At 41.8% G+C, this 26,273-nt stretch carries 35 protein-coding genes, 1 tRNA gene and 1 riboswitch; of the genes, 12 read left to right on the top strand and 24 right to left on the bottom strand.

The window, feature by feature from the left end; translation table 11 throughout:
• Positions 1–22: 22 nt before the first annotated feature.
• Both M1D94_RS09120 and M1D94_RS09115 read left to right on the top strand, forming a co-directional pair.
• On the top strand, positions 23–979 hold the full coding sequence (locus M1D94_RS09120) for a DUF1385 domain-containing protein (RefSeq protein WP_032726146.1): 957 nt from the start codon (positions 23–25) through the stop codon (positions 977–979).
• Positions 980–1,018: 39 nt separating this feature from the next.
• The gene (locus tag M1D94_RS09115; RefSeq protein ID WP_003226367.1) at positions 1,019–1,414 is read left to right on the top strand and encodes an SA1362 family protein; all 396 of its coding nucleotides are present in this window, start codon (positions 1,019–1,021) and stop codon (positions 1,412–1,414) included.
• Here M1D94_RS09115 and M1D94_RS09110 read toward each other — a convergent pair.
• The 3 genes from M1D94_RS09110 to lipM all read right to left on the bottom strand — a co-directional run bounded on the left by M1D94_RS09110 (position 1,411) and on the right by lipM (position 3,776).
• Positions 1,411–2,286, bottom strand: a complete 876-nt coding sequence (locus M1D94_RS09110) for a patatin-like phospholipase family protein (protein ID WP_003230220.1) — start codon at positions 2,284–2,286, stop codon at positions 1,411–1,413. The two genes, M1D94_RS09115 and M1D94_RS09110, sit on opposite strands and share 4 nt — an antisense overlap.
• Positions 2,287–2,411: 125 nt before the next feature.
• Positions 2,412–2,840 carry a transcriptional regulator MntR gene (gene mntR / locus M1D94_RS09105; RefSeq protein WP_003236923.1) on the bottom strand — a complete coding sequence of 143 codons (429 nt, stop codon included), beginning with the start codon at positions 2,838–2,840 and terminating at the stop codon, positions 2,412–2,414.
• 99 nt (positions 2,841–2,939) lie between these two features.
• A complete protein-coding gene (gene lipM, locus M1D94_RS09100) occupies positions 2,940–3,776 on the bottom strand; it encodes an octanoyltransferase LipM (RefSeq protein ID WP_014480244.1) in 837 nt (278 codons plus the stop codon).
• A gap of 190 nt (positions 3,777–3,966) precedes the next feature.
• Here lipM and M1D94_RS09095 point away from each other — a divergent pair, with 190 nt between their 5' ends.
• Entirely contained in the window at positions 3,967–4,347 is a 381-nt protein-coding gene (locus M1D94_RS09095; protein WP_004398485.1) for a rhodanese-like domain-containing protein, read from the top strand.
• Between the two features lie 34 nt (positions 4,348–4,381).
• On the opposite strand, the gene gcvPB is transcribed toward M1D94_RS09095, so the two are convergent.
• From gcvPB to gcvT, 3 genes are read right to left on the bottom strand one after another with little or no spacing between them, the layout of a single operon-like run.
• Positions 4,382–5,848: an aminomethyl-transferring glycine dehydrogenase subunit GcvPB gene (gene gcvPB / locus M1D94_RS09090; protein WP_038829738.1), complete on the bottom strand. Its 1,467-nt coding sequence runs from the start codon at positions 5,846–5,848 to the stop codon at positions 4,382–4,384.
• Complete coding sequence (gene gcvPA / locus M1D94_RS09085; protein ID WP_029317920.1) at positions 5,841–7,187, bottom strand: aminomethyl-transferring glycine dehydrogenase subunit GcvPA; 1,347 nt, start codon at positions 7,185–7,187, stop codon at positions 5,841–5,843. Before gcvPA ends, gcvPB begins: the two co-directional genes overlap by 8 nt.
• A gap of 29 nt (positions 7,188–7,216) precedes the next feature.
• A complete protein-coding gene (gene gcvT, locus M1D94_RS09080; RefSeq protein ID WP_038829737.1) occupies positions 7,217–8,305 on the bottom strand; it encodes a glycine cleavage system aminomethyltransferase GcvT in 1,089 nt (362 codons plus the stop codon).
• Positions 8,306–8,476: 171 nt separating this feature from the next.
• Positions 8,477–8,578: riboswitch (glycine riboswitch) on the bottom strand.
• A 168-nt stretch (positions 8,579–8,746) separates the two neighbouring features.
• Here gcvT and M1D94_RS09075 point away from each other — a divergent pair.
• From M1D94_RS09075 to sinR, 4 genes are all read left to right on the top strand, one after another.
• Complete coding sequence (locus tag M1D94_RS09075; protein WP_032726152.1) at positions 8,747–10,420, top strand: DEAD/DEAH box helicase; 1,674 nt, start codon at positions 8,747–8,749, stop codon at positions 10,418–10,420.
• A gap of 20 nt (positions 10,421–10,440) precedes the next feature.
• Positions 10,441–11,235 (top strand): YqhG family protein, encoded by a 795-nt coding sequence (locus M1D94_RS09070; protein WP_125121239.1) that lies wholly within the window; start codon positions 10,441–10,443, stop codon positions 11,233–11,235.
• Positions 11,236–11,418: 183 nt separating this feature from the next.
• Complete coding sequence (gene sinI, locus M1D94_RS09065; protein ID WP_014477323.1) at positions 11,419–11,592, top strand: anti-repressor SinI; 174 nt, start codon at positions 11,419–11,421, stop codon at positions 11,590–11,592.
• A 33-nt stretch (positions 11,593–11,625) separates the two neighbouring features.
• The gene (sinR, locus tag M1D94_RS09060) at positions 11,626–11,961 is read left to right on the top strand and encodes a transcriptional regulator SinR (RefSeq protein WP_003226345.1); all 336 of its coding nucleotides are present in this window, start codon (positions 11,626–11,628) and stop codon (positions 11,959–11,961) included.
• Between the two features lie 91 nt (positions 11,962–12,052).
• On the opposite strand, the gene tasA is transcribed toward sinR, so the two are convergent.
• The 3 genes from tasA to tapA all read right to left on the bottom strand — a co-directional run bounded on the left by tasA (position 12,053) and on the right by tapA (position 14,220).
• Complete coding sequence (gene tasA / locus M1D94_RS09055) at positions 12,053–12,838, bottom strand: biofilm matrix protein TasA (RefSeq protein ID WP_424935069.1); 786 nt, start codon at positions 12,836–12,838, stop codon at positions 12,053–12,055.
• A 64-nt stretch (positions 12,839–12,902) separates the two neighbouring features.
• Complete coding sequence (gene sipW / locus M1D94_RS09050) at positions 12,903–13,475, bottom strand: signal peptidase I SipW (protein ID WP_003246088.1); 573 nt, start codon at positions 13,473–13,475, stop codon at positions 12,903–12,905.
• Entirely contained in the window at positions 13,459–14,220 is a 762-nt protein-coding gene (gene tapA, locus M1D94_RS09045) for an amyloid fiber anchoring/assembly protein TapA (RefSeq protein ID WP_456270511.1), read from the bottom strand. The genes sipW and tapA overlap by 17 nt, the downstream gene beginning before the upstream one ends.
• 270 nt (positions 14,221–14,490) lie before the next feature.
• On the opposite strand from tapA, the gene M1D94_RS09040 reads away from it, so the two are divergent.
• Positions 14,491–14,817: a YqzG/YhdC family protein gene (locus M1D94_RS09040; protein ID WP_085186489.1), complete on the top strand. Its 327-nt coding sequence runs from the start codon at positions 14,491–14,493 to the stop codon at positions 14,815–14,817.
• A 41-nt stretch (positions 14,818–14,858) separates the two neighbouring features.
• On the opposite strand, the gene M1D94_RS09035 is transcribed toward M1D94_RS09040, so the two are convergent.
• From M1D94_RS09035 to corA, 10 genes are all read right to left on the bottom strand, one after another.
• Complete coding sequence (locus tag M1D94_RS09035; RefSeq protein WP_003230176.1) at positions 14,859–15,038, bottom strand: YqzE family protein; 180 nt, start codon at positions 15,036–15,038, stop codon at positions 14,859–14,861.
• A 71-nt stretch (positions 15,039–15,109) separates the two neighbouring features.
• On the bottom strand, positions 15,110–15,484 hold the full coding sequence (comGG, locus tag M1D94_RS09030; protein WP_021480019.1) for a ComG operon protein ComGG: 375 nt from the start codon (positions 15,482–15,484) through the stop codon (positions 15,110–15,112).
• A complete protein-coding gene (gene comGF, locus M1D94_RS09025; RefSeq protein WP_032726158.1) occupies positions 15,485–15,868 on the bottom strand; it encodes a ComG operon protein ComGF in 384 nt (127 codons plus the stop codon).
• A gap of 25 nt (positions 15,869–15,893) precedes the next feature.
• On the bottom strand, positions 15,894–16,241 hold the full coding sequence (comGE, locus tag M1D94_RS09020; protein ID WP_063335293.1) for a ComG operon protein 5: 348 nt from the start codon (positions 16,239–16,241) through the stop codon (positions 15,894–15,896).
• The gene (comGD, locus tag M1D94_RS09015) at positions 16,225–16,656 is read right to left on the bottom strand and encodes a competence type IV pilus minor pilin ComGD (RefSeq protein WP_032726159.1); all 432 of its coding nucleotides are present in this window, start codon (positions 16,654–16,656) and stop codon (positions 16,225–16,227) included. Before comGD ends, comGE begins: the two co-directional genes overlap by 17 nt.
• Positions 16,646–16,942, bottom strand: a complete 297-nt coding sequence (gene comGC, locus M1D94_RS09010; protein ID WP_003230162.1) for a comG operon protein ComGC — start codon at positions 16,940–16,942, stop codon at positions 16,646–16,648. The genes comGD and comGC overlap by 11 nt, the downstream gene beginning before the upstream one ends.
• Before the next feature lie 13 nt (positions 16,943–16,955).
• A complete protein-coding gene (gene comGB / locus M1D94_RS09005) occupies positions 16,956–17,993 on the bottom strand; it encodes a comG operon protein ComGB (protein WP_086344083.1) in 1,038 nt (345 codons plus the stop codon).
• The gene (gene comGA / locus M1D94_RS09000; RefSeq protein ID WP_070547533.1) at positions 17,980–19,050 is read right to left on the bottom strand and encodes a competence protein ComGA; all 1,071 of its coding nucleotides are present in this window, start codon (positions 19,048–19,050) and stop codon (positions 17,980–17,982) included. Before comGA ends, comGB begins: the two co-directional genes overlap by 14 nt.
• 210 nt (positions 19,051–19,260) lie before the next feature.
• Positions 19,261–19,458, bottom strand: coding sequence for a CBS domain-containing protein (locus M1D94_RS08995; protein WP_072173931.1), 198 nt, complete (start codon positions 19,456–19,458; stop codon positions 19,261–19,263).
• A gap of 1 nt (position 19,459) precedes the next feature.
• The gene (corA, locus tag M1D94_RS08990) at positions 19,460–20,413 is read right to left on the bottom strand and encodes a magnesium transporter CorA (protein ID WP_004399136.1); all 954 of its coding nucleotides are present in this window, start codon (positions 20,411–20,413) and stop codon (positions 19,460–19,462) included.
• Between the two features lie 142 nt (positions 20,414–20,555).
• On the opposite strand from corA, the gene M1D94_RS08985 reads away from it, so the two are divergent.
• Positions 20,556–21,884: a hemolysin family protein gene (locus tag M1D94_RS08985; protein WP_021480026.1), complete on the top strand. Its 1,329-nt coding sequence runs from the start codon at positions 20,556–20,558 to the stop codon at positions 21,882–21,884.
• A gap of 52 nt (positions 21,885–21,936) precedes the next feature.
• Here M1D94_RS08985 and rsbRD read toward each other — a convergent pair whose 3' ends face one another.
• Complete coding sequence (gene rsbRD, locus M1D94_RS08980) at positions 21,937–22,773, bottom strand: RsbT co-antagonist protein RsbRD (RefSeq protein WP_021480027.1); 837 nt, start codon at positions 22,771–22,773, stop codon at positions 21,937–21,939.
• A gap of 86 nt (positions 22,774–22,859) precedes the next feature.
• On the opposite strand from rsbRD, the gene M1D94_RS08975 reads away from it, so the two are divergent.
• A tRNA-Gln gene (locus tag M1D94_RS08975) sits at positions 22,860–22,930 on the top strand.
• A gap of 66 nt (positions 22,931–22,996) precedes the next feature.
• Here M1D94_RS08975 and mgsR read toward each other — a convergent pair.
• On the bottom strand, positions 22,997–23,377 hold the full coding sequence (mgsR, locus tag M1D94_RS08970; protein ID WP_003230147.1) for a transcriptional regulator MgsR: 381 nt from the start codon (positions 23,375–23,377) through the stop codon (positions 22,997–22,999).
• 232 nt (positions 23,378–23,609) lie between these two features.
• On the opposite strand from mgsR, the gene M1D94_RS08965 reads away from it, so the two are divergent.
• Positions 23,610–23,855, top strand: coding sequence for a DUF2626 domain-containing protein (locus M1D94_RS08965; protein WP_003226300.1), 246 nt, complete (start codon positions 23,610–23,612; stop codon positions 23,853–23,855).
• A 39-nt stretch (positions 23,856–23,894) separates the two neighbouring features.
• On the opposite strand, the gene M1D94_RS08960 is transcribed toward M1D94_RS08965, so the two are convergent.
• Positions 23,895–24,530, bottom strand: a complete 636-nt coding sequence (locus tag M1D94_RS08960) for an MBL fold metallo-hydrolase (protein WP_014480263.1) — start codon at positions 24,528–24,530, stop codon at positions 23,895–23,897.
• Positions 24,531–24,686: 156 nt separating this feature from the next.
• Here M1D94_RS08960 and M1D94_RS08955 point away from each other — a divergent pair, with 156 nt between their 5' ends.
• Positions 24,687–24,860, top strand: a complete 174-nt coding sequence (locus M1D94_RS08955) for a DUF2759 domain-containing protein (protein ID WP_003230141.1) — start codon at positions 24,687–24,689, stop codon at positions 24,858–24,860.
• 31 nt (positions 24,861–24,891) lie between these two features.
• Here the strand turns inward: M1D94_RS08955 and M1D94_RS08950 are convergent, their stop codons facing one another.
• Together M1D94_RS08950 and M1D94_RS08945 are read right to left on the bottom strand one after the other, a co-directional pair.
• A complete protein-coding gene (locus M1D94_RS08950) occupies positions 24,892–25,206 on the bottom strand; it encodes an MTH1187 family thiamine-binding protein (RefSeq protein WP_003230139.1) in 315 nt (104 codons plus the stop codon).
• Positions 25,207–25,208: 2 nt separating this feature from the next.
• Positions 25,209–26,264, bottom strand: a complete 1,056-nt coding sequence (locus M1D94_RS08945; RefSeq protein ID WP_032726168.1) for a YqgU-like beta propeller domain-containing protein — start codon at positions 26,262–26,264, stop codon at positions 25,209–25,211.
• Positions 26,265–26,273 lie beyond the last annotated feature (9 nt).

The following is a 26,273-nucleotide window of genomic DNA, read 5'->3' as shown; positions in this document are numbered from 1 at the left end:
AAGAAATAGGCAGGTTGATAATATGTCAAAACATAAAGTTCCGCCCGCTTACGGCGGGCAGGCTGTTGTGGAAGGCGTTATGTTTGGCGGAAAGCATCATTACGTTACAGCCATCAGAAGAACGGATGGAAGCATTGACTTTTTTAAGCTTCCCCGCAAACACAACCCGAAACTGAACATCGTGAAAAAGATACCGTTTTTACGGGGGATCGCGGCCATTATCGAAGCGAGTGCAAACGGCACAAAGCATTTGAATTTTTCAAGCGAACGTTACGGGCTCGATCCATCTGAAGACGAGACACTTGAGCAGGAAGAAAAAAAATCCTCCGGGCTGTCTATGTATCTCAGCCTCGCAGTTATAGGCGTCCTATCATTTTTGTTCAGTAAATTCGTATTTACATTGGTTCCAGTTTTCTTAGCGGAACTGACAAGGCCGATTTTTTCCTCGGACACGGCGCAAATCGCGGTTGAAAGCCTGTTTAAGTTGATTTTGCTGCTCGGTTACATCTATTTTTTGTCCATGACACCGCTTATTAAAAGAGTGTTTCAATATCATGGAGCCGAACATAAAGTCATAAACTGTTATGAACAGAATTTGCCAATTACTGTGGAGAATGTCCAAAACCAATCTCGGCTTCATTACCGCTGCGGATCAAGCTTTATTTTATTTACGATTATTGTCGGCATGTTTGTTTATTTACTCGTTCCGACAGATCCGCTTTGGCTGCGTGTTATAGATCGTGTCGCACTGATACCGGTCGTGCTTGGTCTATCCTTTGAAGTTCTGCAGCTGACAAACAAAGTGCGTGACATTCCCGGTCTGAAATTACTTGGGTACCCGGGACTTTGGCTTCAGCTGTTAACCACAAAGGAACCTAAGGATGACCAGGTTGAAGTTGCCATCGAAAGCTTTAACGAACTTCTCAGACTCGAAGCATTGTCTGAGCAAAATCAGAAGCCTTCTCACAACGTCATCTAAAATCCGTTGCCCTGCTATTACTTTCGGAGGTGGACAGTTATGAATCATCGTGTACAACCTATTATTGCTGTATTAATTGCGCTGGGAGCGTTCGGTTTCCTCTATGTGCTGGTAACCAATCCCGGAGAAATGGCAAAAATGGCGGTAACCGTCATCGTGGCAGGTATCATTATTTATTTTATTGTGAAATATGTAATGAATCGAAATGCGGGCAGCGAAGGAGCAGCCTTCAAAAAAGCGGCGAAACAATCGCGGCGCCGGATGAAAGAACAAAAAGCAAAACACCGCGCCGGACATAAGGGACGTGTCAGCCACCTGCGAAGCGTTCCGAGCGCCAGCAAGCCTAAACCGATGATTCTCAAGAAAAAAAGCCAGACTCAGCTGACTGTTATAGAAGGGAAAAAAAATAAAAAGAAAAACAGAGCGCTTTTTTAATAGGTCCACTGCTTTAAAAACAGCTCTGTCCGTCTTTTACCTAGCTCAATCAGGGCTAGTTTTTTTTGTTGTGTTAAATGAAAATCAGTGGCCATTACGTCATCGACAGGGAGAAAAATGATATTTTGTTCATAGCGTGACGCAATGTGCCTTGCGTCATGAGCATCCTTCATCGTTTCAAACAGGGCGCCGAACAGTTCAAAAGCGTTGCGGATATTTTTTTTCGGACGCTCTCTTTCACGCGGCGCAAGTGTGACACCGATCACAGGGCGCTTTCTTTCCTTTGAAAACAGCCAGATTGGAAAATTGCTTAACACGCCTCCGTCGACAACCGTGGCGGTGCCTGTGTCCGTTTTTAATTTTATCGGTTCAAAGAAATACGGGATGCTGCAGCTCATTCTGACCGCTCTGGCAACCGGGAACATATCAGGATTTAACCCGTAACGGGCCAAATCGTCCGGCAAAACAATCATGGTGCCGTTTGTCAAATCAGAAGCAATAAGGCGCAGAGACCCTTTCTGCAAATCGCCGAAAACCCTTATGCCTTTCGCTCTTAACAGATCAGCAATCCATTTTTCTATCGTATCGCCTTTGTATAAGCCAAGACGCCAGTAGATGGACACCCACTGGAGCATCTTTAAGGGGAGAAATGAGTACCTCTGGTCCAGCAATTTCTCTCCGTCCACTTCTTCAATTAAAGCGTGGATTTCCTTACTGGTGTAACCTGACGCAATGAAAGCGGCAATAATGGCGCCGGCGCTTGTACCCGCAACTCTTTTAAAGCGGAAGCCTTTTTCCTCAAGCACTTCATAAGCGCCTGCGAGCGCAATGCCTTTTACTCCTCCGCCGGAAAAAACACCGTCAATATACATCTCATTCCCTCCCCCTCCATCCGATCGTTTATTACCATTTTAAGAAAACACGCGAAGAAATAGACCAACGAATGACGGGTGGCGTCAGCGTATCAAAAAAGACGGCCTCCTTCGAGACCGCCTTTTTACTGATTATGATGTTCTGTTTTCTTTTGGATTGATTTCAGATCTTTTTTACGGGCATCATCTTCTTCAAAATATTGAACAAGATCCCCGATGCGATCAATACTGTTCCAGCTTAAATGATGTTCGATTCCTTCGACATCGTTATATATTTTCTCTTCATCAACACCAATGATTCTTAAAAACTGCTCAAGCAATTCATGTCTGTATACCAGCCGTTTGCCTATTTTTTTCCCTTTAGACGTTAACACGAGACCGCGATATTTTTCATAAATTAAATATTCGTCTTTATCTAGTTTTTGAACCATTTTTGTTACAGAGGAGGGATGGACTGCCAATGCTTCCGCGATATCGGAAACTCGTGCATATCCTTTTTCTTCAATCAGCATATAAATCTGTTCAATATAATCTTCCATACTTGGTGTTGTCATCGAAACCCTCCCAAAAAGCACCTTAACTTTATAAACCATTACAAGTTTACACTAATGAACTTGAAAAAACAAGGATGCTCCGCGGGTCAAAAGCCCTGTTTACCGCTTATAATTCCATTCATCTGAAGCGTACTTTGTTTCAGCCAAGTGATGAACAAAACCAAGCTCTTCCTGAGAAAGTTCATATGGCTCCAAATGAATGTTAAGACCTGTTTCAAATCCTTCTTTAAAGGCTTTACGAGCCTCATCCATCGTCACCCGCTTTTCAGTGAGTTCATTAATGGCAACCGCTTTGTTTTTGAAATTGCGCTGCATCCGCTCTCTTACTCTTTCACTTGGATATAAGAACAGATCGAACAGCTTGTCCTCATCTAAATCAAGAAGAATGGAGCCATGCTGAAGAATCACGCCTTTTTGTCTCGTTTGCGCGCTTCCCGCCACCTTGCGCCCCTCAACCACTAGCTCATACCACGAAGGCGCGTCAAAACAAACAGATGACCGCGGATTTTTTAAGCTTTCTTTTTCTTTTTCAGTTCTCGGGATGGCAAAGTAAGCGTCCAGACCGAGATTTCTAAAGCCTTGAAGTATGCCTTCTGAAATAACCCGGTAAGCCTCAGTAACAGTCGCCGGCATCTCGGGGTGCTCTTCCGAAACAATTACGCTGTATGTCAGTTCCTGATCGTGAAGCACACCTCTCCCGCCGGTCGGGCGTCTGACGAATCCGAGATTATATTTATGTACTGCTTCAAAATTGATTTCCTTTTTAATATTTTGAAAATACCCTACAGAAAGTGTCGCCGGATTCCAGCCGTAAAAACGGATAACCGGGGGGATTTTCTTTTCGCTGTGCCAATATAAAAGCGCTTCATCAAGCGCCATATTGAATGCAGGACTTGCATTGCCTGAGTCTATAAACCGCCAAGTTTCTTTTTGCATTTTAAGACCTTCCTTACCGTTTTAATAGAATCAGTTTATCAAACTGTCGGGAAAATGAAAAATATTTTAGTTCCATTATAGATGACAATCACGCTGTGCTTTACTATAATAGTATTTGTCGAAAACGGCTCTATGACCTTGTTTTATGAAGCAGGGTTTTGATTTTATATGCTAAAGGAGTAGAATCACATTGTCTAATATGATCGTTTTGATTATTTTTGCTGCGTTTATCATCTATATGATTGCTTCCTATGTCTATCAGCAGCGAATTATGAAAACACTTACCGAAGAAGAATTCCGCGCGGGTTACCGCAAAGCGCAGCTTATTGATGTTCGTGAGCCAAATGAGTTTGAGGGCGGACATATTTTAGGCGCCCGCAACATCCCGCTTTCCCAGCTGAAACAGAGAAAAAATGAGATCCGTACGGACAAGCCTGTTTACCTGTACTGCCAAAACAGTGTCCGCAGCGGACGCGCGGCACAAACCCTGCGCAAAAACGGCTGCACTGAGATTTACAACCTAAAAGGCGGCTTTAAAAAATGGGGCGGAAAGATTAAAGCGAAGAAATAAAGCAAACAGCTGTCTGGTAGACAGCTGTTTTTATTTATCTTTCTACCGCCTCGTATCTGAGCACCGGGTGTCTCGCCGCTTTTGTTTCATCCATTCTTTTTACAATCGTTGTATGCGGGGCCTCCTGAACAAGCTCCGGATTCTCCTCCGCTTCTTTTGCGATTTGAATCATAGCATCAATAAACGCGTCCAGTGTTTCCTTTGATTCGGTCTCCGTCGGCTCGATCATGATGCATTCTTCAACATTAAGCGGGAAATAAATCGTCGGCGGATGATAGCCGAAATCAAGGAGCCGTTTTGCAATATCAAGCGTACGCACTCCCAGCTTTTTCTGCCGCTTCCCTGATAATACAAATTCATGCTTGCAATGGCGGTCAAACGGAAGATCGTAATAAGGCGCGAGCTTTCTCATCATATAGTTGGCGTTTAACACTGCGTTCTCAGTAACAGCCTTTAATCCGTCAGGCCCCATGGAGCGAATATACGTATACGCTCTCACATTAATGCCAAAGTTGCCGTAATACGGCTTCACTCGGCCAATCGCATGAGGGCGGTCATAATCAAACGTAAAGCGCCCTTCTTTTTTGACTAAAACTGGCTTTGGCAAATAAGGAATCAGATCTTTTTTTACGCCGACAGGGCCTGAGCCGGGGCCTCCGCCGCCATGAGGGCCTGTGAATGTTTTATGCAGGTTGAGGTGCACCACGTCAAATCCCATATCTCCAGGTCTCGCCTTGCTTAAAACGGCATTTAAATTAGCGCCGTCATAATACAGTTTCCCCCCCGCTTGGTGTACAATTTCCGCCATCTCTGTAATCTGCTCCTCAAACAAGCCGAGCGTGTTCGGATTCGTCAGCATAAGAGCTGCAGTTTCTTCATTCACTGCTCTTTTTAAATCCTCTAAATCAACAAGCCCTTTTTCATTCGATTTCACCGTAACGGTTTCAAAGCCTGCTACTGTTGCTGATGCAGGATTCGTCCCATGCGCGGAATCAGGGACAATGACCTTCGTCCGCTTGAAATCCCCGCGAGCTTCATGATAGGCACGGATCATCATCAGCCCCGTCCATTCGCCGTGCGCTCCGGCAGCAGGCTGAAGCGTAACCTCATCCATTCCCGTTATTTCTTCAAGGTGCTTGCTTAAATCATATAAAAGCTCTAATGCGCCTTGCACCGTGTCTTCATCCTGAAGGGGATGAATTGCAGCAAAACCGGGTATACGCGCGATTTTTTCATTGATTTTCGGATTGTATTTCATCGTGCAAGAACCGAGAGGATAAAAACCGGAATCCACCCCGTGATTGCGTTTGGACAGCGCTGTATAATGGCGCATGATGTCCAGCTCTGAAACCTCCGGCAGCGATGCGTCTTCGTCACGAATATAGGTGTCTGACAAGAGGTCCCCCAATTCGATTTCCGGTACATCGAGCTCCGGCAGACTATAGCCGATTCGGCCTTCTCTTGAAAGTTCAAAAATAAGTGCCTGGTCCTGATTACTCATGGCGATCCCCCAATTCCTGAATGAGTGCGTCAATTTCTTCTTTTGTTCTCAGCTCCGTTACAGCAATCAGCATATGGCAGTCCAGCTCCGGATACGTCAACCCAAGATCATATCCGCCAATCATGCCTTTTGCCAGCAAACGCTTGTTCACAGCTCTCACCGGCTCATCCAGTTTGATGACAAATTCATTAAACATCGGCCCGTCAAACATAACGGTAAGGCCTGCTTTTTTTGCTTCTTGCTTTGCATAGTTGGCTTTTAAGAGATTTTGGCGGGCTATATCTTTTACGCCGTTTTTTCCGAGAGCAGTCATGGCTACTGATGCTGCCAGCGCATTTAAAGCTTGGTTCGAGCATATATTTGATGTTGCTTTATCCCGGCGGATATGCTGCTCCCTGGCTTGCAGGGTAAGCACAAAGCCTCTTTTTCCGTTTTCGTCTTCCGTTTGTCCGACGAGACGGCCCGGCACCTTTCGCATTAATTTTTTAGTAACGGCAAAAAAGCCGCAATGCGGGCCGCCGTATGCTGAAGGAATGCCGAAAGGCTGCGCATCACCGACGACGATATCAGACTGAAACTTACCCGGCGGAGTGAGAAGACCTAGCGCAAGCGGGTTAGCTGAAACAATAAACATGGATTTCCCTTGATGAGCGATAGGCTCAATATCCTTTAGCGGCTCGATCCGGCCGAAAAAATTCGGGTACTGAACGATCACTGCGGCTGTGTTCTCGCAAACGGTTTGGCGCAATGCATCAAGATCCGTAACGCCATCCGCAGCAGGTACTTCAACAACATCAATATACTGACCTTTTGCGTACGTTTTCAGCACTTCTCGCGATTCAGGATGCACGGTTTTTGACACAACGATTTTTTTCTTTTTCGTGTGGCCTGAAGCAAGCATTGCTGCTTCCGCCAAGGCTGTTCCGCCGTCATACATCGAGGAGTTGGCGATATCCATGCCTGTCAGTTCACAGATCATCGTTTGGAATTCAAAAATAGCCTGGAGCTCTCCTTGTGAAATCTCTGGCTGATAAGGCGTATATGCGGTATAAAACTCAGAGCGCGAAATGACATGATCCACAATGACAGGCTGATAATGGTCATATACACCCGCTCCTAAGAAAGAAGCGTATTGTACGGTATCACGATTTTTAGAGGCCAGCTTTGTCAGTTCTCTTGTTAATTCTGTTTCTGATTTCGCTTTTTTAATTTGATACTCTTTTTTATATTTGACGTTTTCCGGTATATCAGCAAATAAATCATCGATGCTGCTTACGCCGATAGTAGCAAGCATCTCCTGTTTATCCTTTTCTGTTGCGGGCAAATAACGGTGCTTCATGTGTTGTCTCCTCTCTCCAAGAAAAAATATTAGCGTTTATAAAATGGTGTTTTGACAACCTTTGCTTTCACTAATTTTTTGCGAATCTCTACATCTACAACAGTCCCGATCTCACTTGTTTCCGAATCAATTAAGGCAAGGCCGACGTTTTTCCCTAATGTCGGTGACTGCGTGCCGGTTGTCACCTTTCCGACAGACTTGCCATTTTGGAAAACCTCATATCCGTGCCGCGGTATCCCTTTTTCAATCATTTCGAGACCGACAAGTTTGCGCTTCGCTCCGTTTTCTTTTTGTTCACTCAATACTGACTTACCGAAAAAGTCAGACTCTTTTTTGTGCTTTACAGCAAAGCCTATACCTGCTTCAATCGGTGTAATATCCCGGGTCAGCTCCTGACCGTAGAGCGGGAGCTTCGCTTCAAACCGGAGTGTATCACGTGCACCGAGACCGCATGGAATCAATCCGTATGCATCCCCTGCATCGATGATTTTTTTCCAAATATGCATAGCATCATCACTGCGGCAGTAAATTTCATACCCGTCTTCTCCCGTATAGCCAGTGCGTGAAATAAGTGCTTTGCGGCCGCTGATATCGGCTTCATCAATAAACGCAAACGGCTTTAATGCAGACACATCTGCATCTGTCAGATTTTTTACGACCGCTTCTGCTTTCGGTCCCTGTACAGCCAAGAGCGCGATTTGATCTGACTGATTGTCAATCTGCACATCACCTGCTGCATGTTCTTTCATCCAAGCCAAGTCTTTATCTATATTAGAAGCATTAATGACAAGCAGATAGCGGTTCTCTCCTTTTTGATAGATAAGCAAATCATCGACGGTTCCGCCATCCGGGTAACACATCGCTGTATATTGAGCACGGCCTGGCGTTAACGCGGAAACATCATTTGTCATCAATCTTTGCAAAAAAGACAGACTGTCGTTCCCTGACACTTCGACTTCTCCCATATGAGATACATCAAACAAACCGGCTGCAGTTCGGACAGCCTCGTGTTCTTTTTTTATAGAAGAAAATTGAACAGGAAGCTCCCAACCTCCGAAATCAATCGTTTTTCCTCCATATTCCTTATACAGGTCAAATAACGGCGTTCTTTTCAGCATCTAATTCCTCCCCTTTATCAACGGCGCAGCTAAAAAACATACAAAAAAGGACAGAGAAACACCTCATGTAAAATGAAGGTTCTCTGTCCTGGCACCTGAAAGTTTACTTTGCATACGCAAAGACGTCCCCTTTGGTGGTTTGCGCATCCGCACAAACACTCTCCAGAGTTGCGTCGAGCAAGAGTTCTTTTGCCTGAGAGATTCACTCCGCAGTTTGCTCCTTCGGCGCCTGTATCCCGAGGTTTTCGGTCAGGTCTCTCCCCTTGCTGTCATTCGCTCATATTTTCATGCTGTTATGGACATACTATAGCAATATCTTACATCAAATACATACTCATATCCTACCATCATCACTATATGCTGGGCAACAGCAATTTGGGCAGATTTTTCTAATATTATTCATCTTAAGAATCGAAGAATAAGAAAGGCGGTTTCAAAGCAATGAATACCGAAATGATCTACGATGCAAAATGGCCTGAAGAATTTGCTGAAAGACTGAAAAACGATGGCCCTTGGGCAAACTGGGAACTGTACAAGCTCTCTGCAGAAATCCAGAAAACATTAGCAATTCCAGAGTTTGAAGGTTTACGGGCTCCTTTATATCTGCCTTCCTTTACGCCGCTCCCCCACCAGCTTGAGGTAGCGCAAAAAGTGGTTGAAAAAATGAACGGGAAAGCGATTTTAGCAGATGAGGTTGGTCTCGGGAAAACGGTTGAAGCTGGACTGATTCTAAAAGAATATATGATTCGCGGGTTAGCAAAAAAAATTTTGATCCTTGTGCCCGCTTCCCTTGTGTCACAATGGGTCAAAGAGCTTCAGGAAAAATTTTTGATTCCGGCTGTTGAACAAAAGAAAAGCTATGTGTGGGAGCAATGCGATATTGTCGTCTCATCAATAGACACCGCGAAGCGCTCGCCCCATCGCGAAATCGTTCTGTCAATCCCATATGATCTTGTCATTATTGATGAGGCACACAAACTGAAAAATAGCAAAACGAAGAACTATGAATTTGTCCGGAATCTCGTAAAAAAATATTGCCTGCTTCTTACCGCGACGCCAATCCAGAACCGTATCGAAGAGATTTTCAATTTGGTGTCCTTATTAAAACCCGGCCATTTAGGCAGTCAGAATCACTTTCAGGAGGAGTTCGCCAAGAAGAAATCCAGTTTAGAAGCGCATGAACATTTAAAAGATCTTGTGAATAAAGTCATGATCCGTAACAGGCGGCATGATACCGGGCTGAATTGGAAACAGCGCCATGTTGAAACAGTGCCGATTGAATTTTCTCCATCAGAGCAGGCGCTTTATGATGAAATTTCTCGCTTGAAGGAAAGTATCAATAAACCAGCCAGCATGTTCTCGATTATGACCTTGCAAAGAGAATGCTGTTCGAGCAGAGAAGCGGTGTATATGACGCTGAAAAAGATGCTTGATCAAAAAGAGAAACAAGCACCTGCCATTGATGAACATACGATTTCAGTTTTAATAGAGCGCATCAATCAAGTGACACAAAATTCTAAAGCGCTTCAAGTCGTTGATTTAATCAAAAAGATCGACGATAAGGTCATCATTTTTACAGAATACCGTGCAACCCAGATTTATTTGCAGTGGTTTCTTCAGCAAAACGGCATCAGTTCTGTGCCGTTTAGAGGCGGATTTAAACGTGGGAAAAAAGACTGGATGAAGGATCTTTTCCGCGGAAAGATCCAAGTCCTTATTGCAACTGAAGCAGGCGGTGAGGGAATTAACCTGCAATTTTGCAATCACATGATCAACTATGATCTTCCATGGAACCCGATGCGACTTGAGCAAAGAATCGGAAGAATTCACAGACTCGGGCAGGAGCGTGACGTCCACATTTATAACATGGCAACAAAACATACGGTGGAAGAGCATATTCTAAAGCTTTTATATGAAAAAATTCATTTGTTTGAAAAAGTGGTCGGCGAACTTGATGATATTTTAACGAAAATTCAAGTGAACAATTTTGAAGAGCACCTTCATGACATTTTGTATCACTCAGCAACAGAAGAAGAAATGAAAATAAAAATGGATAACTTAACCTCATTTTTGTCTTATAAAAAACAGCAGCCTGCTGAAAAAAGAGGATCTTAGCCTGTAAGGAGGTTTTACTAGTGAGACAGCAAGAGGTTCACGATTTTCTGCTGCGTTTTTTTCAAGCAAACAGCTGCCAAATCGTCGATCAAGGCTTAGGCTATATGACAGTGCAGCTTACAGTTGAAATGGACAAACAAATCATGAACCGCCCTTTCTACTGGCATTGGCGCGAGAAGACAGGCGGTGATCCGAATCCAATGAAAATCACTTTTATTACAGATAAAGAAAATGCGTCAAAAGACCTAGATGGTGAATTTATATATTTTGGGGCCCCGCGTCTTTTTCAAATATTTAAAGCTGTTAAACAAAATGGGAGATTTACCAGAATGTATGAGAAAATTGAATCAGCCGGAGCCAAAGTCCCACTTCAGCCTTGGCTTGGTATAAATGTCACGATTTCATACCAGTCCGACATGAAAAAGGATAAGTTATTGTCACTAGGTCTTCACCTAGTCTCTGGAACGATAATTGAAGATTTTCAAAGCAAGCTGACCCAGCTTTCACTGACATCACAAATATGTGACTATTGCTTCACCATTTCACCTATGATCAAACCAGAAAGCGGACTTAAGCGTATGGAAAACTATATTTCCAAATCCGCTATGCAGGAGCCGTCCGACTGGGCGGAACAGGCGGTTAATAGGTGGAGAAATGACATGATATTGCTTGATAAGTTTTACGAGCATATAGAAGAAAAACCAGAAGAATACCATCTAGAAAAACAGGCGCTGAAAACCTTGTATCAACCAAAGATATCAGTTGAAATTGAAAATGGCGGATTATTTTATCTGCAAAATAATATTTCAAGCTAACTTTTATTCATTCGACATCGTTCTCGTTTTTTTTGAAAAAATGCGATTATAATAAAGGTATATTGGAAAAAAATTCTGGCATTTTTAAAGGGGAAATGACTTCCAGAGACTAATGAAGCATACAATGAGTCATGGCCGGACTGGCTGAAATACATAAACAAGTATTTTAGGAGGAGAAACTGCATGAAAAATGCAAAACAAGAGCACTTTGAATTGGATCAAGAATGGGTTGAATTGATGATGGAAGCCAAAGAGGCAAATATCAGCCCGGAAGAAATACGAAAATATTTACTTTTAAACAAAAAGTCTGCTCATCCTGGTCCGGCAGCCAGAAGTCATACCGTAAATCCTTTCTGAATGTGCTATAATATCACAAGGAAGGTGATGACATTGATTGGCCAGCGTATTAAACAATACCGTAAAGAAAAAGGCTACTCACTATCAGAACTAGCTGAAAAAGCTGGGGTAGCGAAGTCTTATTTAAGCTCAATAGAACGAAATCTACAAACGAACCCCTCCATTCAATTTCTCGAAAAAGTCTCCGCTGTTCTGGACGTCTCGGTTCATACTTTGCTCGATGAGAAACATGAAACCGAATACGATGGTCAATTAGATAGTGAATGGGAGAAATTGGTTCGCGATGCAATGACATCCGGGGTATCGAAAAAACAATTTCGTGAATTTTTAGATTATCAAAAATGGAGAAAATCCCAAAAAGAGGAGTAGTGCCTGAGCAGAGGCACTAACTCCTCTTTTGTCAATAAACATCGAGACGGCCCAGTGATAATTTACTGGGCCGTCTCTTTTTTTGCTGTTATTAATTTTTATCCTCGCTATGCGCTTTTTCATTTTCTTTCACGTAACCATCTTTATCAGTATGGTCCTTTTTGATTGTCAAGCCGTTCCACTGTGTAGCTTCGAATGAGAATTGAAGCTTAATGGAGTTGCCTTGATATTTATTTTGAACCATAAGCCCGTTTTCATCTTTTGTTTTATCATCCTTGAATTGGATTTCCATTTGAACCTGATCGAAGTCAGTTGGTGTTTTTGGAACACCATCATATTCAGGAGCGGTTTTACCATCAATTGTTGCTACATTGACTTTACCGCTTGCATTTAAGAATTTAGGGTCAATTTGTTTTTTGATTTTTTCAGCAGCCGCTGCATCATTTTTAGCAGACATCAAATACAAGTCTTTAAGGTTCGCATCATCTAAAATAATGTTTTTCGGGTAGCCATTGCCGCCCTCTTTTCCAACTGTCAACAATGTCACTTCAAACTGGCTGAGGAAATCTTCTGGAGTTGTATTGCTGCCGCCATTTGCTTTAAAATCTCCATAATTAAGCGCCATTAAAACTTCTTTGATCGCAAGTGATCCGTTATTTTCAAATTGGAAATCCTTTGTCAACTTATCTCCCGGCTTTAGATTTGATAAGTTCACACTCGCTGAATTTTCTTTAGCAGATAAATCAAGCGTACCTGATGCAAAAGTAGCATCCTTTGATTTAATGTCGTTAAATGCTGCCCATGTTCCTCCTCCAACTAAAGCTAATCCTAGTGCTGCAGAAGCAACTCCTAAACTCAATTTCTTTTTCATACCCATGGTTAAAACTCCCCTTTTATTGAATGTTTTATATCGAAACCTGTTGCCAGGTTTACAACTGAAGTTAAGTGGACATGGTGCTGTCCTTTGTATCTGTTTCCAAGGCTTTTGTCTTTCTTTCAATTTCTCTAATGGCGCTGCTGATCGTCACAAAAGCGTACACTAACAGCATCACGCCGGGAACAATCAATAATACAGCCGTTCCAATTGGCTGGCTGGCAAAATGAAGCATATAGCCGGCATATGGAAGCTGAAAACCTGTGTATTGCGCGCGAACATTTTCGTCCGATACAGGCGCTGAATCAGCTGCTGCATTATTATCACCTTTTGTTTTAAATAACAAATGGTCTCCTTGCTTTGTTATGTCAACAATTCTGTGGGTGACCGCCGTATTTGCATCCTGCATAAATGTAATAACGTCACCTTTTTGGAGCTCTTTCACATCAGTGATTTCTTTGACCAATATTAAGGAACCTGTATTGAACTCCGGCTCCATCGAACCTGACAGAACTGATTTCAATGTATACCCAAACACAGCCGGCTCTCCCCCGGATGAACGTGTTGAAATCACGACAAGTGTCAGCACAATAATAAGAGTAAAGATGATCACGTATAAAATATTACTGATCAGCTTCATTGCTTTTTTCATCCTCTTCCCCGCTTTCCTTCTGGTCTGATTGAGTTTCATTTTCTTTGGTTACAGCTTCTTGAGATGTTTCTTCTTTCATTGTTTTTTCCTGTATATCCTTTTGTGTTGTTTCATTCTCCTTTTTGACGCCCGACTTTGTTTCTTTTTTAGGGACTGTCGGTTTTTCATCGCATTTTGCAAGCGTCATAGGCTCCGACCACTCAAATGTACTGCCGTTTGCCGGGTAGCCTGCCGGTTTATATACTTTAAATGCATAAATGCCGGGTTTCATTTTTTTCTTCGTCTCAATTTTATAAAGTGAATCGCTGATTTGATTGGAGACAAATCCTTTTTCGATCACGTTCCCATCCTTTAACGGTTTTCGGGCATTTTCAAGCTTATGAAGCTCCCACTTCCACTTTGATTTCTTAAGTTTCTCACCTGTATTTTCGAGCTCAGCAAATAAGGTGATAGGTGAGCATACAGTTCCTTTCGTATCCGTTTGATCTGATATGTGCAAATCACTTTGATCCCAGCGTTTATCATAATGGCAGTTTTTATCTGTATGCTGAAAGTCTTTACACGTTTGAAGTGAGACATCAAATGTTTCAATATCATGAAAAGCAGCGCTTGTATCATCGGAAAATTGTAAGCATATTGCGGCAGTCAGACTGAAAATGACTGAAAGCTGAAAGATTAGCAGAACTTTCAGTTTCGTCTTCGCCTTTTGCTGATTGTGAAACAATCGAAACATATCTTACCTCCTGTAAAACACTGTAACTTGATATGACAATCGTTCTCTTTAAAGAACTACACAAGTAGAGTATAATCAACGATTTATAGATTTAAAAACACCAAAATCGCTCATTTTGTTCGTTTAAAAGAATGTTTTCATCATATTACAAAGTCTTGCTCAGTATTGCTCATCTTTTCAATTTTTTTGAAATTTTTGGGATTGTTATGTGAGAATTTAAATGCATATCCCATTATTATTTGGTAATAATAAACAAGAAAGGGTGACAGCATGATGATCAAACAATGTGTGATTTGTCTATCTCTTCTCGTCTTTGGCGCCACAGCCGCTCACGCAGAAGAAACACCGCTTGTAACCGCCCGTCACATGTCCAAATGGGAAGAGATTGCTGTAAAAGAAGCAAAAAAAAGGTACCCGCTCGCACAGGTACTGTTCAAACAAAAAGTATGGGACCGTAAAAGAAAAGATGAAGCAGTGAAGCAATACCATTTAACTCTGAGGGAAGGATCAAAAGAATTCGGCGTTTTTGTGACGATTTCATTTGATCCTTATAGCCAAAAGGTCAATAAAATCGCCATATTAGAAGAATATCAATAAGGTCCTCCATTTTTTGAAGGACCTTATTCGTTTATTTGCGGTTATTTTTTCCGTTTCAGCCAAAGTCGGAAGCCATAGGGTAAAATACCGAACCACTGCTGGGAAACAGGCGTTTTTGTTTCTTTCCGCACCTCTTTTCGTTCTTTTCGCTCATCTCTCGGAGTATCTATATATTTGACAAATTGCTGCGTCATATATTTAACATAATCATTCGTTTTCACGTGATCACCTCATCATCAAATTATTATGAAGTGTTGTCTCACATGACTTTTTTTATACCCTTTACACTGTTTTATTCTGTCCATCTCAGCAGTTTTTTCTGTTTTTGGTCAAACACGATCTGTGCAGTTCTTTCTGTTCCCGACTCCGTTGATACTCTTAAGTTGATTTCTTTTTGTTCTTTTATCGATGTATCATGAATGTAATAAGAAACCCGTCCATATGGAAATTGCTGCGTACCCTCCTGGCCTTTCCGTTTCTCTAGAACGTGCCGAATCGAAAGAAGCGTACCATTTTGAAGCAAATTCTCTCCTATGTATAACTCTTTTGTTTCCTTCTCAAACATGCAGCGTGAAATATATTGAACAGCAGCAAAGTTCACGATTAACAGCACAAGCGCTGACACAAAAAGAACAGCTGGATAAATAAACCCTCTTGTACGATACATTCACCCCCCTCCTAAATACGAATAGACTGGAAAAGCAGTTTGATACACTTTTTGGTCCTCACTCTCAATTTTCAGCAAAACAACACCATTTTCAATATCAGCTTTCATGGCAGTAATATGATCTAAAATCGGAACATGCCCTTTGCCATCCACTCTTTTTCTGATCATTGAATGATAAATGTCAAAACGGATATCTTGTCCGGAAAGATTGGTGCAGATTAACACGCTCCCATGCTCGGCTGTCTTAACTGCCTGTGACTCCTTGCATTCATTCATCATCTGTTCTATCGAAATCATCCATTCTTGCTGTGTGAAACCGTCATGTTCCTGCTGTCGAGACAAAAACAGATGGAAAATCGCAGCTAACGATCCTGATATGAGCAAAAAGACTGAGAGCGAAAATAATACGTTAAGAAGCGTGTAGCCATTCTGTCTGCAAAATGCTGAGGCAAAATGATTTCTCTTTATAAGCTGCGGCTTTGATACATACGTTTTGATATTCGCCCTCCTCCTCCCACTTCATTGCATAGATATGATTGTTCTTTGTAATCGTTTTTGACGCGGCTCCTTCACCACTCATGACATATTTGCTAATGCTCTCATTCATCATCTGATAGCCAATTTCTCGTGATTCCGCCATTTTTTCATCAGACATCAGCTTGTCCCACAAGGGGACGACTGTCAGCAGCACAAACAGCCACAGGCTTAGCGCAGACATTGTTTCTATTGTAGAAAAACCTTTATTTTCTCTCCACATTGACTCTCCCGCTCCCTAGATAAACTGTTATGTCATAAGCGTCATGGCCTATTACTCGTATTTTTCCGCCTGCATTCGGGTGCCCTTTCTCATTAAATTCCAAACGGTCTTTTAATGTCAGCAGTTCTATAGAAAGTCCCCTTGCATACGGACGTTCAATGACCGTATCACCAATGACTAATTGATATTCTTTTTTATGAAAGAAAATTTTTGTTCTTTGTTGACGGGAAATAGCAGCCTGCTGTGTGAGCATAATATCATTTTTCAGCTGCCTTGCTGCCTGTCGGACAGCTATATTGTCATAAGCAGGAGGAAGTGTGGTGAAGACGGCAATCAGTAGGATAGAGGCAAGGCTTAACACAAGCAAACTTTCTAAAAGGGTAAACCCCTCCTCCTCGTTTAATTTAATGTTCAACCTTAACTTCTCCGCCGGTGATGATAATGCGCTTACCATTTGGACAGACAGCATCCTTTTTCACATAGCCCTCTGACTGTAAATCGGCAAGGCTCGGAGTTTGTCCCTCATGATCAAGCTCAAATGCAGTCATTTGTGCCTTAACCATGTTTTGTAAGCCTTCACAGCCTTTTTTTTGAATGGTTTGATTATGTTTTGTGACGTTCGGTATCGTAATTAAAAGCAAAATCGAAATAATAAAGAGCACGATTAACATTTCAACAAGTGTAAATCCTTTCTCATTCATCAGCCTCTTCCTTTCACATTTGATTCATCATCTGATACATAGGCACAAGCATAGATAAATACACAAGTAAGATCATCGCTGCAACAAATCCATAAATCATTGGCTGAAGGATGCCTGTCCATTTTTGCGCTTTGTGTTCCAGCCGCTGTAATATGAATTGGCTGTATGTGAAAAGCTCCCGATCCAATCGGCCGCTCAGCTGGCCGTGAGATATGACTTTTGATAAATCAGTTTCATAAAAAGGGCTTCCACAAATAGCGGATTCAATTGACTCACCGGCTTTTAGCCGTTCAATCAATTGTTCAGCCTCGCAGCGGTAGAAAGGGAGAAACGTTTGATGTTTAAATGCATTAAGGCTGTCATAAATTGAGAGGCCTGATTTTAAAAGGCTGCTTAGCTGCAAAGAAAAAAAGTAGCTGTTAAACAGCTTGACAAGCTTTCCAACCAAAGGAATCCTGATACAAATCAGCATTTGCCGGGCAGGTGATTTTTTCTTAAACACAAGCCAATAATAAATCCCGATACCTGCTGTAAAAAGAACAAGCAAAATGATCACAAGATCAATATGCTGAAAAAAAGCAAAAAGCATATCGGTTGAACGTGAGGTTTCCATATTCATCGATTGATAGATACCGGAAAACTGAGGAATGATGATGGACTGTAACATATAAAACATGACAGCGACCGTAAAGATGAGGAAAAGCGGATAGCGCAGCACTCTTTTCAGCTGGTCTGCCTGTGCAATTTTTCGTTCCAGCAGCTCTCCGCTCTGGATCATGGAAGCAGGCAGTTCACCATGTGTTTCAGCAAAATAACAAATACCTACGGCTTCCTTATGAAATGACAAACTCTTTAGTACTTGATAAAACGGAGCCCCTTCCCTCAAACAAGTGACCGTACCAGTCAAGTCAGCCGCCTGCCTCTTATTCATCTGAAGTTCCATCAGGCGTAATCCATCCAGAAGCGTATATCCGCCCGCAGTCATTTCACCGAGCCGCTTTAATAACCTGGCTTGATCCTTTAATGACCAGACTTTTCTAATCTTTTTCATGATAAACCCACCGGTCATAGTTGTTTGTCGTTAAATAGCCGAGCGCAATTCCTTTTCTGATAATTTGACGAAGCGTTTGATATTGGTAATTTGCATGATTTCCTTTTGCCTCCTGGATACATTGCTGAAGATTTTTCCCGTATAGAAGCTCATAAACGCTAGCTCTCCTGGTATTTCGTGACTGTCGGCAATACACTGATGAACATCCGTTTTCACAAAACGGGCAAGCCAAATCAACCAAGCGCTGAGCCGCTATTGCAATGACAGTCTGTTCGATTTCATTCATATTGATACCGAATTCAAGCAGTCTGTAAATGGCGCCCTTTGCGTCTCTCGTATGAAGGCTCGTTAGTACCAGATGTCCCGTCATCGCTGCCCGCACCGCAATTTCAGCTGTTTCCGCGTCTCTGATCTCACCTAAAATAATCATATCGGGATCATGGCGCAAAATTGCTTTCAGACCTGCAGAATAAGTTACACCGGCTTTTTCATTCACCTGAACCTGAAGAACATCTTCGTCCCTTGTTTCAACAGGGTCCTCTAATGTGACAATATTTCGATTAAAGTGTTTTTTTGCATATTGAACGAGAGAGTATAATGTGGTAGTCTTCCCTGAACCAGTCGGCCCGGTAAAAATGAGCATGCCATGGGAATGTTTTAAAAACGAGAGTAATGTGGCTCCTGTCTTCGGAAATAGCGACAATTTATCAATCGAAGGGATATTGTATTGGGGCATCACTCTGATCACGAGGCTTTCTTCATTAATTGTGGGCAGCGTTGACATTCTTAAATGAACATTTCCCTCTTTCAGCTTTAACGTAAGCGAACCGTTTTGCGGCTTTCGCCTTTCACCTATATCCATTGCTGAAAGAAATTTAAAATGTGAAATCAGTCTTACGCACTCTTCTTTTTTCATGTCCCTTTTTTTCAGCAAGGCATGATCGACCCGAAAATGAATGATAGCGTCCCGCTCCCTCGGCACGATGTGAATATCAGAAGCCTTTGTTAGATATGCCTCTTCAATCAAGTTTTTGCTTACATTTTCTATTGAATCCAATTTGATTCCCTCTCCTTTCAATGCGTATTGTAGAAAAAGAAGGAGCGGTAATCAAACAGGGAAAACGTGATTTTGTGAGATGTTATATGCTGAAAAACCAATTCTTTCTGGCAAGAAAAAAACTTTCAACTGAATGTGCCCCTTTCATTATAATTTTCCCAATAATAAAAAAGCAGACATGGTCACCATGCCTGCTTGATTCCATTTTCATTATGCTGTTTTCGCTTTTTGACCAGTATCTTTCTCAACGGAAAGGTCGCCTAATGCAACAATACCGGTCATTTGGTCATTTTCAAGAATCGATAAACTGCGGATTTGATGCTCTGCCATAAGCGCCTTGTCATCGTATCCGGTCACCCTGATATGTCTGGTGAAAAAGCGGGGCACGCTGCACAAAATATGAAACACCCTATAGAGTCCGCCTTTTTCGAGGTTTCTTTTTCTTCTTCCGCTCCTGCAGCATATCTCCCGTCCAGCCTTTTTTCCTCAAATAGAGATAGATCAGGACTGTAGATGTGACAATCAATAAGAGAGAAAAGAGATATCCGTATTTCCAATTCAGTTCCGGCATCACAGAAAAGTTCATCCCCCATAAGGCCCCCAGAGCTGTAATCGGCGTAAAAAGCGTCGTGAAAATGGTCAGCGCTTTTACAATTTCATTCCCCCTATGTGAGGTAATGACTTCCTCTGAATGCAACAGATTGTTAAGCTCCCCTTCAAATTCGCTGATATATGTAAATCCCCTGTCAATCTTCAGTTGTGTCCGCTGATAATCCTTTTTCCCTTCATTTTGAGGTAAAAAAGTTTCTTTCAACGCCATTTCAATTTTTTTGGCGCTTAATATTAAATTTTTCCAAATCATCAGTTCATGGCGCAGGAGATGGACGCGGTTTAAAATGCTTTTGCTATTGTCGTCTTTAATCTGCCATCTAAGCTTTCTCAGCTTTACTTCAAATTCATCAACACCGATTAAATACGCATTCATTAGTTCGCCGAGAAGAATTAAAAACCCCTCTATCGCATTGTCCGCTCTTTCCATTTGCCGGACAACTTCTTTTCCTTTAATCTCTCTCAAAATTGAAAAATCAAAGTTGATAGTAAAAAAATATTGTCTGGTGATATAAAAGTGAAAAACAGTATGATCTTTTTCTTCACCAAGCCCCTGATCATAAACAATCGACCCAAATACCGCTTCATTTTCCGTTTCAGTTGTATCTACTCGTAAAAAATTAACGTGATGGTTATTTTCAAACCACTTTTCACACTGAGGCCAGTGAGAAAAATGGATTAGATCCCTTGCCTTACTTCTTTCTTGAGGCCCCATTTGGTACCAAAACCAATCCTTTCCCGTATGTGCCTTCATGTCAAGCTCCTCCAAACTTTTGTTCTTTATTCTTTAATTGCCCAATAACCGCGTCACTAAACCAGTCTGCCGCTTCAACACATGTTTTATGAGCATTTTCAGGTGGTATGGAATGTAGAAAGACATCGGAAAAGGGAGGTGCATGCCTTCCTTGGAGAAGGCAGTTGTTTTGGAATTTGTCAATTTACTAGCAGTCGCTATTCTCATTTTGTTAACAGGATTTTTTGTTGCCGTAGAATTTTCAATCGTAAAAGTGCGGCGATCCAAAATTGATCAGCTTGTCGCAAAAGGAAAGAAAGGTGCTAAAGCGGCAAAGCATGTCATCACTCACCTTGATGAATATTTATCAGCCTGTCAGCTGGGCATCACAGTCGCAGCCTTAGGACTGGGATGGCTTGGGGAACCGACTGTGCAAACTCTGCTTCGACCGCTTTTTCATAAAGCAGGCTTAAATGAATCGCTTACCCACCTGCTTTCACTCGTCATCGCATTTTTAGCGGTTACGTATTTAAATGTCGTTATCGGGGAGCTGGCGCCAAAGAGTTTCGCCATTCAAAAAGCAGAAAGCATTACCTTGTTGTTCGCTAAACCGCTTATTTGGTTTTATAAGATCATGTTTCCATTCATTTGGCTGTTGAACCACTCTGCCCGATTGATTACAGGAGTGTTTGGGCTAAAGCCGGCATCAGAGCACGAGCTGGCATATACAGAGGAAGAACTTCGGGTCCTATTGGCTGAAAGCTATAAAAGCGGCGAGATTAGAAAAAGTGAATTAAAGTACATGAATAATATCTTCACCTTTGATAAACGAATGGCAAAGGAAATTATGGTGCCGCGAAATGAAATGGTCAGTTTGTCACTAGATGAAGACTCCATTTCAAATCTTCAGGAAACAGTCAAGCAAACAAAATATACACGGTACCCAGTTGTAAGAGAGGATAAAGATAACGTTATTGGCGTGATTAATATGAAAGAAGTGCTGTTTTCCATGCTGACGAAAGATTTTTCAATCAAGAAGCATCAAATTGAACCTTTCGTACAGCCCGTTATCCATGTCATTGAGACGATTCCTATTTATAAACTACTGCTGAAAATGCAAAAGGAACGCACTCATATGGCGATCCTCATAGATGAATATGGCGGGACGTCCGGTTTGGTCACTGTCGAGGATATTATCGAAGAAATTGTAGGAGAAATCCGTGATGAATTTGATGCGGATGAAGTGCCTCATATCCGCGAACTTGGAAAGGATCATTACTTGTTAAATGCAAAATTATTAATCAGCGATGTTAACAGCCTGCTTGGAACCGATTTATCAGAGGCTGAAGTAGACACCTTGGGCGGCTGGTTTTTGACACAAAACATAGACGCTGAGCCTGAAAGTGCCATAGAATATGATGGCTACTCTTTTAAGGTAAAAGACATCAACAGCCATCACATTTTATTTATAGAAGTTAAAAAAGCTGAATAGCCCGTGAAAGGCTGTTCAGCTGCTATCTTTCAAGATAAACATGGCAAAGGCATCAACACTCTTTTATTTTAAACCCTTTATTGGCCAGGGCTTTAGCAAGACTCTGCTCGGTTTTCACATTCGAAAAATCCAGACCCAGCTTCACGACAGTTTGGGCAATTTCCGGCCTGATTCCTGAAATAATCGTCTCAATGCCGAGCAATTTGGTGCTGTCAATCACTTTAAAAATTTGATAGGCTACCATGGTATCAACGATAGGAACGCCCGAAATATCTAAAAATAAATACGAGAGCTTTAACGCTGAGCACTGCTCCAGCACAGACTCCAAAATCGTCCTCGCTCTGTGCGTATCAATTTCACCGACAAGCGGAAGAATCCCAATTCCATCAGTAATCGGCATAATCGGCGCACTCAATTCATTAATCATTTCTTTTTGCGCGTTTAATTGTATCATGGTCACCTGGTGATATTCTTCCGTAAACACTTCGATGATCTCATCAATGTTTTGATTCAAGATCCGGCTCCACTCATAAAATTCCTGAATGCTGATGTCTTGAGAAGAAGCTTCGCTGAATTTCTGAATCCATTCAAACATAATGTGCCTGAAGGTGTTAAACTGGCCGACACTTTGTGTAACCGTCACTTCATGAACGGCACGGTCTCTGGCGCATTGAAGAGACCACCGGTTGAGCTCATCCTCTACGTCTTCTTTTCTAAGGGATTTTGCTACGATGGTCACCAATAATTCATGCTGGTCTTTTAACTTTTGTTCTAGTTTTTGCTGATCTTTCGCTGAATACAGCCAGCTGCCTTTTGACGTACAAACTTCCAGCCATTGTTGCGTGATATCTTCTTTGTGCTCTGTTAAGTGCTGATCAAGAGCTATCATCTTAATGAGCTCCCTCCTGTTTTTGAAAAATGTACGCTATATATGTATAACGCGTCTGCCTTTACACATACTATGTTTAGATTCAATGGGCTATAGCCAAGCGGTAAGGCAATGGACTTTGACTCCGTGATCGTTGGTTCGAATCCAGCTAGCCCAGTTTCTGAACAGGTGAAAAACCGAAGATAAGCTGATTCGAATAAATCAGCGGATCTTCGGTTTTTCATCATGCAGATTGATGAACCGTTTTCTTCTTCGATAACTTCAACAGTTCTCCCGGGTTATAACCAATCACCAGCTTTTTGTTGTCTACTAGAATCGGGCGTCGCAAAAGCTTCGGCTTCTCGATTAAAAGTTCCAGCACCTCATTTACCGTCATTTCTTCAATGTTTAAATTTAAATTTTTGAAAGTCTGGCTTCTTGTCGCCAAAATTTCATCAATTCCTTCTGTCGTTAACGATAAAATGTACTTTAATTCTTCTCTTGTCGGGGTTTCTCTGAATAAATGCCGTTCGTTAAATTCAATTTGATGTGCTTTAAGCCAATGTTTTGTTTTTCGGCATGACGTGCAGCTTGGATATGAGTAAAAAGTTAATTGTTGTTCCATTCGTTTTTTCCTCCTCAGTTAACCATCTCTTTGTAGAATAACTACCCGGATCATTTTTCATTTAAACCATTTACAGAACTTTTTTTCGGATTATTTTTTAAAAAACATTCATACAATAGAAAACACAATCAAAGGGACAAATTCCATTTGTATATTAATAATGAAAATGTTTACATTTCTAGGTGTGATCTATTATAATAACAGTCAGAGGGACTCTCGGGAGGGGATAAAAATGAATCGCATGTTCCGGGTGTTAGGATTTTGGACGGGAATTTTTGCAGTCATGTTTTATTTAGGTGATATGAAAGATGCTTCCCTTTTATTTTTTGGACAGACGATCTTATTTGTGTTTCTATCGTATTTGAACTTAACCGAACGCATGTATATTTATATTTTTGGCGCTTATTTAACAATTTTCTTCGCCGGCTTTACATATTACTCAATTTTTATTATGGTGCCCGGCGGCGGAGGCCATTAAATGCAAAAAGAGACAAACCTTATCGGTTTGTCTCTTTTTTTACAATGAAAACCCATTTAAAAACGGATTTTGATCCTGCTCAGTCAGTACGTCTGTTTCAGGTCCATGGCCGCTTAACACCAGCGTGTGTTCCGGAAGCGTAAGCAGTTTTTCATGAATGGACGTCAGCAGCGTCTCTTGATCGCCGCCTATTAAATCCGTACGTCCTATACCGCCTTGGAACAAGACATCTCCGGAGATAACCAAGTCTGCATCTTTCACGTAGTAAGACACACTGCCTGGTGAATGTCCCGGCGTAAATAATGTTTCCAAATGAAACGGCCCGATATTCAACTCACCGTCGCCTTCAATTAGATGATCTGCAGGCTTAGCTGTGACTTCTATCCCTCGCAGCATGCCGGAGCCGTTTAAAGAAGCATCCGTAAGCCAATTTTTTTCATTTTGATGCAGGTAAACTGGAATATCCCATTTTTCTCTCACTTCATCAAGCGCCCCAATATGGTCAAAATGGGCATGTGTAAGCAAAATGGCTAAAGGCGTCAGCCCTTTTTCTTTTATGTATTGATTGATTTTATGTCCCTCGCCGCCCGGATCAAAAATCAGGCATTGATCATCACTGATGAGAAAATATGCGTTCGCTTGAATCGGCCCTACTGGCATTCGTCTCCATTTCACTATTATCACCTCTTTCTTTTTTATGCTCTTATTATGAGGGTTTTTTAAAAAAGATTCAAACAATCGCAATGAAAACGCTATCGACAAACCTATAAAAAACAGGTAGAATAAAACTGGAAAGAATTGCAGGTTTTTCAATGTAAAGGGGGCTGTGTTATGTTACTTGTCGTGATTTTCGGCCTTGTCGCTCTTTTCGCTTTATGGGGAGTCTTGCGTTCTGTTAGAAATAAAAATATACTCGGGTTTTTATTAGCCGGTGCCACCTTATTTGTCTTTGGATGGTTTACCGTGATGACCGTAATAAACAGCGGGTATCCAACCGCACATTAAAACCTGTATCCGATCGGATACAGGTTTATTTTTATGGCTGTAAATGTTTATTGACACTTTCTATTTTGCTCTCAAGCGTCGTTTTTTTGTCACGCCTGTCATCGATACGGATATTCGTTGCCACTCTGTGCAATCCTTTTTGAAATGGCGCTTCGTGAATTGCCTGAATGACTGCAAAAAGGTCACTGAGTTCTCCCTCGATCAGCGTATTCATCGGTGTCAGCTGATATTTGATTTTCCCTTCTGCTTGATATCCTTCTAATATCTTTTGCACATCGGCTACGTAAGCACTGACACTGGGTGTTTCCGTACCGATTGGGATAATGGTTACATCTGCGATAGCCATCGTTATTCCATCTCCTTTTGATCAATGATGAGTTGCTTCGTTTCATGTGATTTCAATAAAATAATTTGCTCAAAATGAAAGCCGTATAACGCATATTTCCCGTTCGGAGATATTTGAATCGGCTCCATTTCCCGCAGAGACACAAGATCTTTTGTCTCTCCCGATGCTACATTGATTGCTGCGAGCTTATATGCATCGCCGCTTTGTTTGAATGTATAAAACAGGCCTCCTGCTTCATCATAGTCATACTCCATTGGAGCCAAATTTGTATATTTCGCTTGGAGCGGCCATTTCGCTGTAACAGGTGATGTTGATTGCGGCGTTTTAAACTGATACGTCCCTTTTCCTCCGGAAGCTGATTTGACAGTAAAACTCATTTGATGGAAAGAATCGAAGAATAGAACGTCATCCTCAAGCTTCTGTTCCGTCTTAGAAGCTGTATCGAACGTATATAAAGGCCCTGTTTTATCGTCTCTTCCCTCTTTTACATAATCAAATGTATTTTTGGATGTCCAATGAATGAACGGAACCTGTACTGGGCTTAAGAAAGATTCGTCTTTTTTAGCATTCACCTGATATGTATGGAAATCCCAGTTTTCATTGAATTCCGTCACCATCATTTGATAAGGATCATACTGATTCCAAGCAGCCTCAAGCTCATACGTTTCGTAATCTTTTTCGTAAAGCGTCTCTCCTTCTGCATTAAGCAAAACCACTGCCGTCTTTTGGCTATGTGTGATTTGCAGCAGAATCATCTGCTCCCTCGCATTGATTTGAACATCAACGATTTGACCATCCGTTTGATAGAGCTTTTTCGCTTTGCCTGTAAAGATGCGGTACGCAAAAAGCTCTGTTTTCGTCGGATTAGACGCAGTATATAATATTGTGCTGTTATTCAGCCAGCCTTCCGCCCCATCCGCTTTTTCCGAGGAAAGCGGTATGATGTCTTTTTTCTCATCTTTTGCCGCCGATGCCTGTTTTTGCTGCTGATGAGATGGTTCGCATGCCGATAAACTAAACAGCAATACCGCCAGCAGAATAAAACAAACTGATCTCATCAGCATTCC

This window comes from Bacillus sp. JZ109 (assembly GCF_053903135.1).
Note: the sequence above shows the minus strand (reverse complement) of the source record. Positions and strands in the feature narration are given on the sequence as shown.

Excerpts from the sequence above, each read along its gene's own strand:
- M1D94_RS09075 (WP_032726152.1), top strand. The coding sequence starts at position 8,747 with ATGAATACCGAAATGATCTACGATGCAAAATGGCCTGAAGAATTTGCT.
- tapA (WP_456270511.1), bottom strand. The coding sequence starts at position 14,220 with ATGTTTCGATTGTTTCACAATCAGCAAAAGGCGAAGACGAAACTGAAA.
- mgsR (WP_003230147.1), bottom strand. The coding sequence starts at position 23,377 with ATGGAACAACAATTAACTTTTTACTCATATCCAAGCTGCACGTCATGC.
- rsbRD (WP_021480027.1), bottom strand. The coding sequence starts at position 22,773 with ATGATAGCTCTTGATCAGCACTTAACAGAGCACAAAGAAGATATCACG.
- comGG (WP_021480019.1), bottom strand. The coding sequence starts at position 15,484 with ATGTATCGTACAAGAGGGTTTATTTATCCAGCTGTTCTTTTTGTGTCA.
- tasA (WP_424935069.1), bottom strand. The coding sequence starts at position 12,838 with ATGGGTATGAAAAAGAAATTGAGTTTAGGAGTTGCTTCTGCAGCACTA.
- sipW (WP_003246088.1), bottom strand. The coding sequence starts at position 13,475 with ATGAAGCTGATCAGTAATATTTTATACGTGATCATCTTTACTCTTATT.
- M1D94_RS08945 (WP_032726168.1), bottom strand. The coding sequence starts at position 26,264 with ATGAGATCAGTTTGTTTTATTCTGCTGGCGGTATTGCTGTTTAGTTTA.
- gcvPB (WP_038829738.1), bottom strand. The coding sequence starts at position 5,848 with ATGAGTAATCAGGACCAGGCACTTATTTTTGAACTTTCAAGAGAAGGC.
- sinI (WP_014477323.1), top strand. The coding sequence starts at position 11,419 with ATGAAAAATGCAAAACAAGAGCACTTTGAATTGGATCAAGAATGGGTT.
- M1D94_RS08955 (WP_003230141.1), top strand. The coding sequence starts at position 24,687 with ATGTTACTTGTCGTGATTTTCGGCCTTGTCGCTCTTTTCGCTTTATGG.
- M1D94_RS08985 (WP_021480026.1), top strand. The coding sequence starts at position 20,556 with ATGCCTTCCTTGGAGAAGGCAGTTGTTTTGGAATTTGTCAATTTACTA.
- comGB (WP_086344083.1), bottom strand. The coding sequence starts at position 17,993 with ATGAAAAAGATTAGAAAAGTCTGGTCATTAAAGGATCAAGCCAGGTTA.
- M1D94_RS09110 (WP_003230220.1), bottom strand. The coding sequence starts at position 2,286 with ATGTATATTGACGGTGTTTTTTCCGGCGGAGGAGTAAAAGGCATTGCG.
- M1D94_RS09115 (WP_003226367.1), top strand. The coding sequence starts at position 1,019 with ATGAATCATCGTGTACAACCTATTATTGCTGTATTAATTGCGCTGGGA.
- corA (WP_004399136.1), bottom strand. The coding sequence starts at position 20,413 with ATGAAGGCACATACGGGAAAGGATTGGTTTTGGTACCAAATGGGGCCT.
- gcvPA (WP_029317920.1), bottom strand. The coding sequence starts at position 7,187 with ATGAAGCACCGTTATTTGCCCGCAACAGAAAAGGATAAACAGGAGATG.
- comGE (WP_063335293.1), bottom strand. The coding sequence starts at position 16,241 with ATGTGGAGAGAAAATAAAGGTTTTTCTACAATAGAAACAATGTCTGCG.
- M1D94_RS08965 (WP_003226300.1), top strand. The coding sequence starts at position 23,610 with ATGAATCGCATGTTCCGGGTGTTAGGATTTTGGACGGGAATTTTTGCA.
- mntR (WP_003236923.1), bottom strand. The coding sequence starts at position 2,840 with ATGACAACACCAAGTATGGAAGATTATATTGAACAGATTTATATGCTG.
- lipM (WP_014480244.1), bottom strand. The coding sequence starts at position 3,776 with ATGCAAAAAGAAACTTGGCGGTTTATAGACTCAGGCAATGCAAGTCCT.
- M1D94_RS08950 (WP_003230139.1), bottom strand. The coding sequence starts at position 25,206 with ATGGCTATCGCAGATGTAACCATTATCCCAATCGGTACGGAAACACCC.
- comGC (WP_003230162.1), bottom strand. The coding sequence starts at position 16,942 with ATGAATGAGAAAGGATTTACACTTGTTGAAATGTTAATCGTGCTCTTT.
- M1D94_RS09120 (WP_032726146.1), top strand. The coding sequence starts at position 23 with ATGTCAAAACATAAAGTTCCGCCCGCTTACGGCGGGCAGGCTGTTGTG.
- gcvT (WP_038829737.1), bottom strand. The coding sequence starts at position 8,305 with ATGCTGAAAAGAACGCCGTTATTTGACCTGTATAAGGAATATGGAGGA.
- M1D94_RS09040 (WP_085186489.1), top strand. The coding sequence starts at position 14,491 with ATGATGATCAAACAATGTGTGATTTGTCTATCTCTTCTCGTCTTTGGC.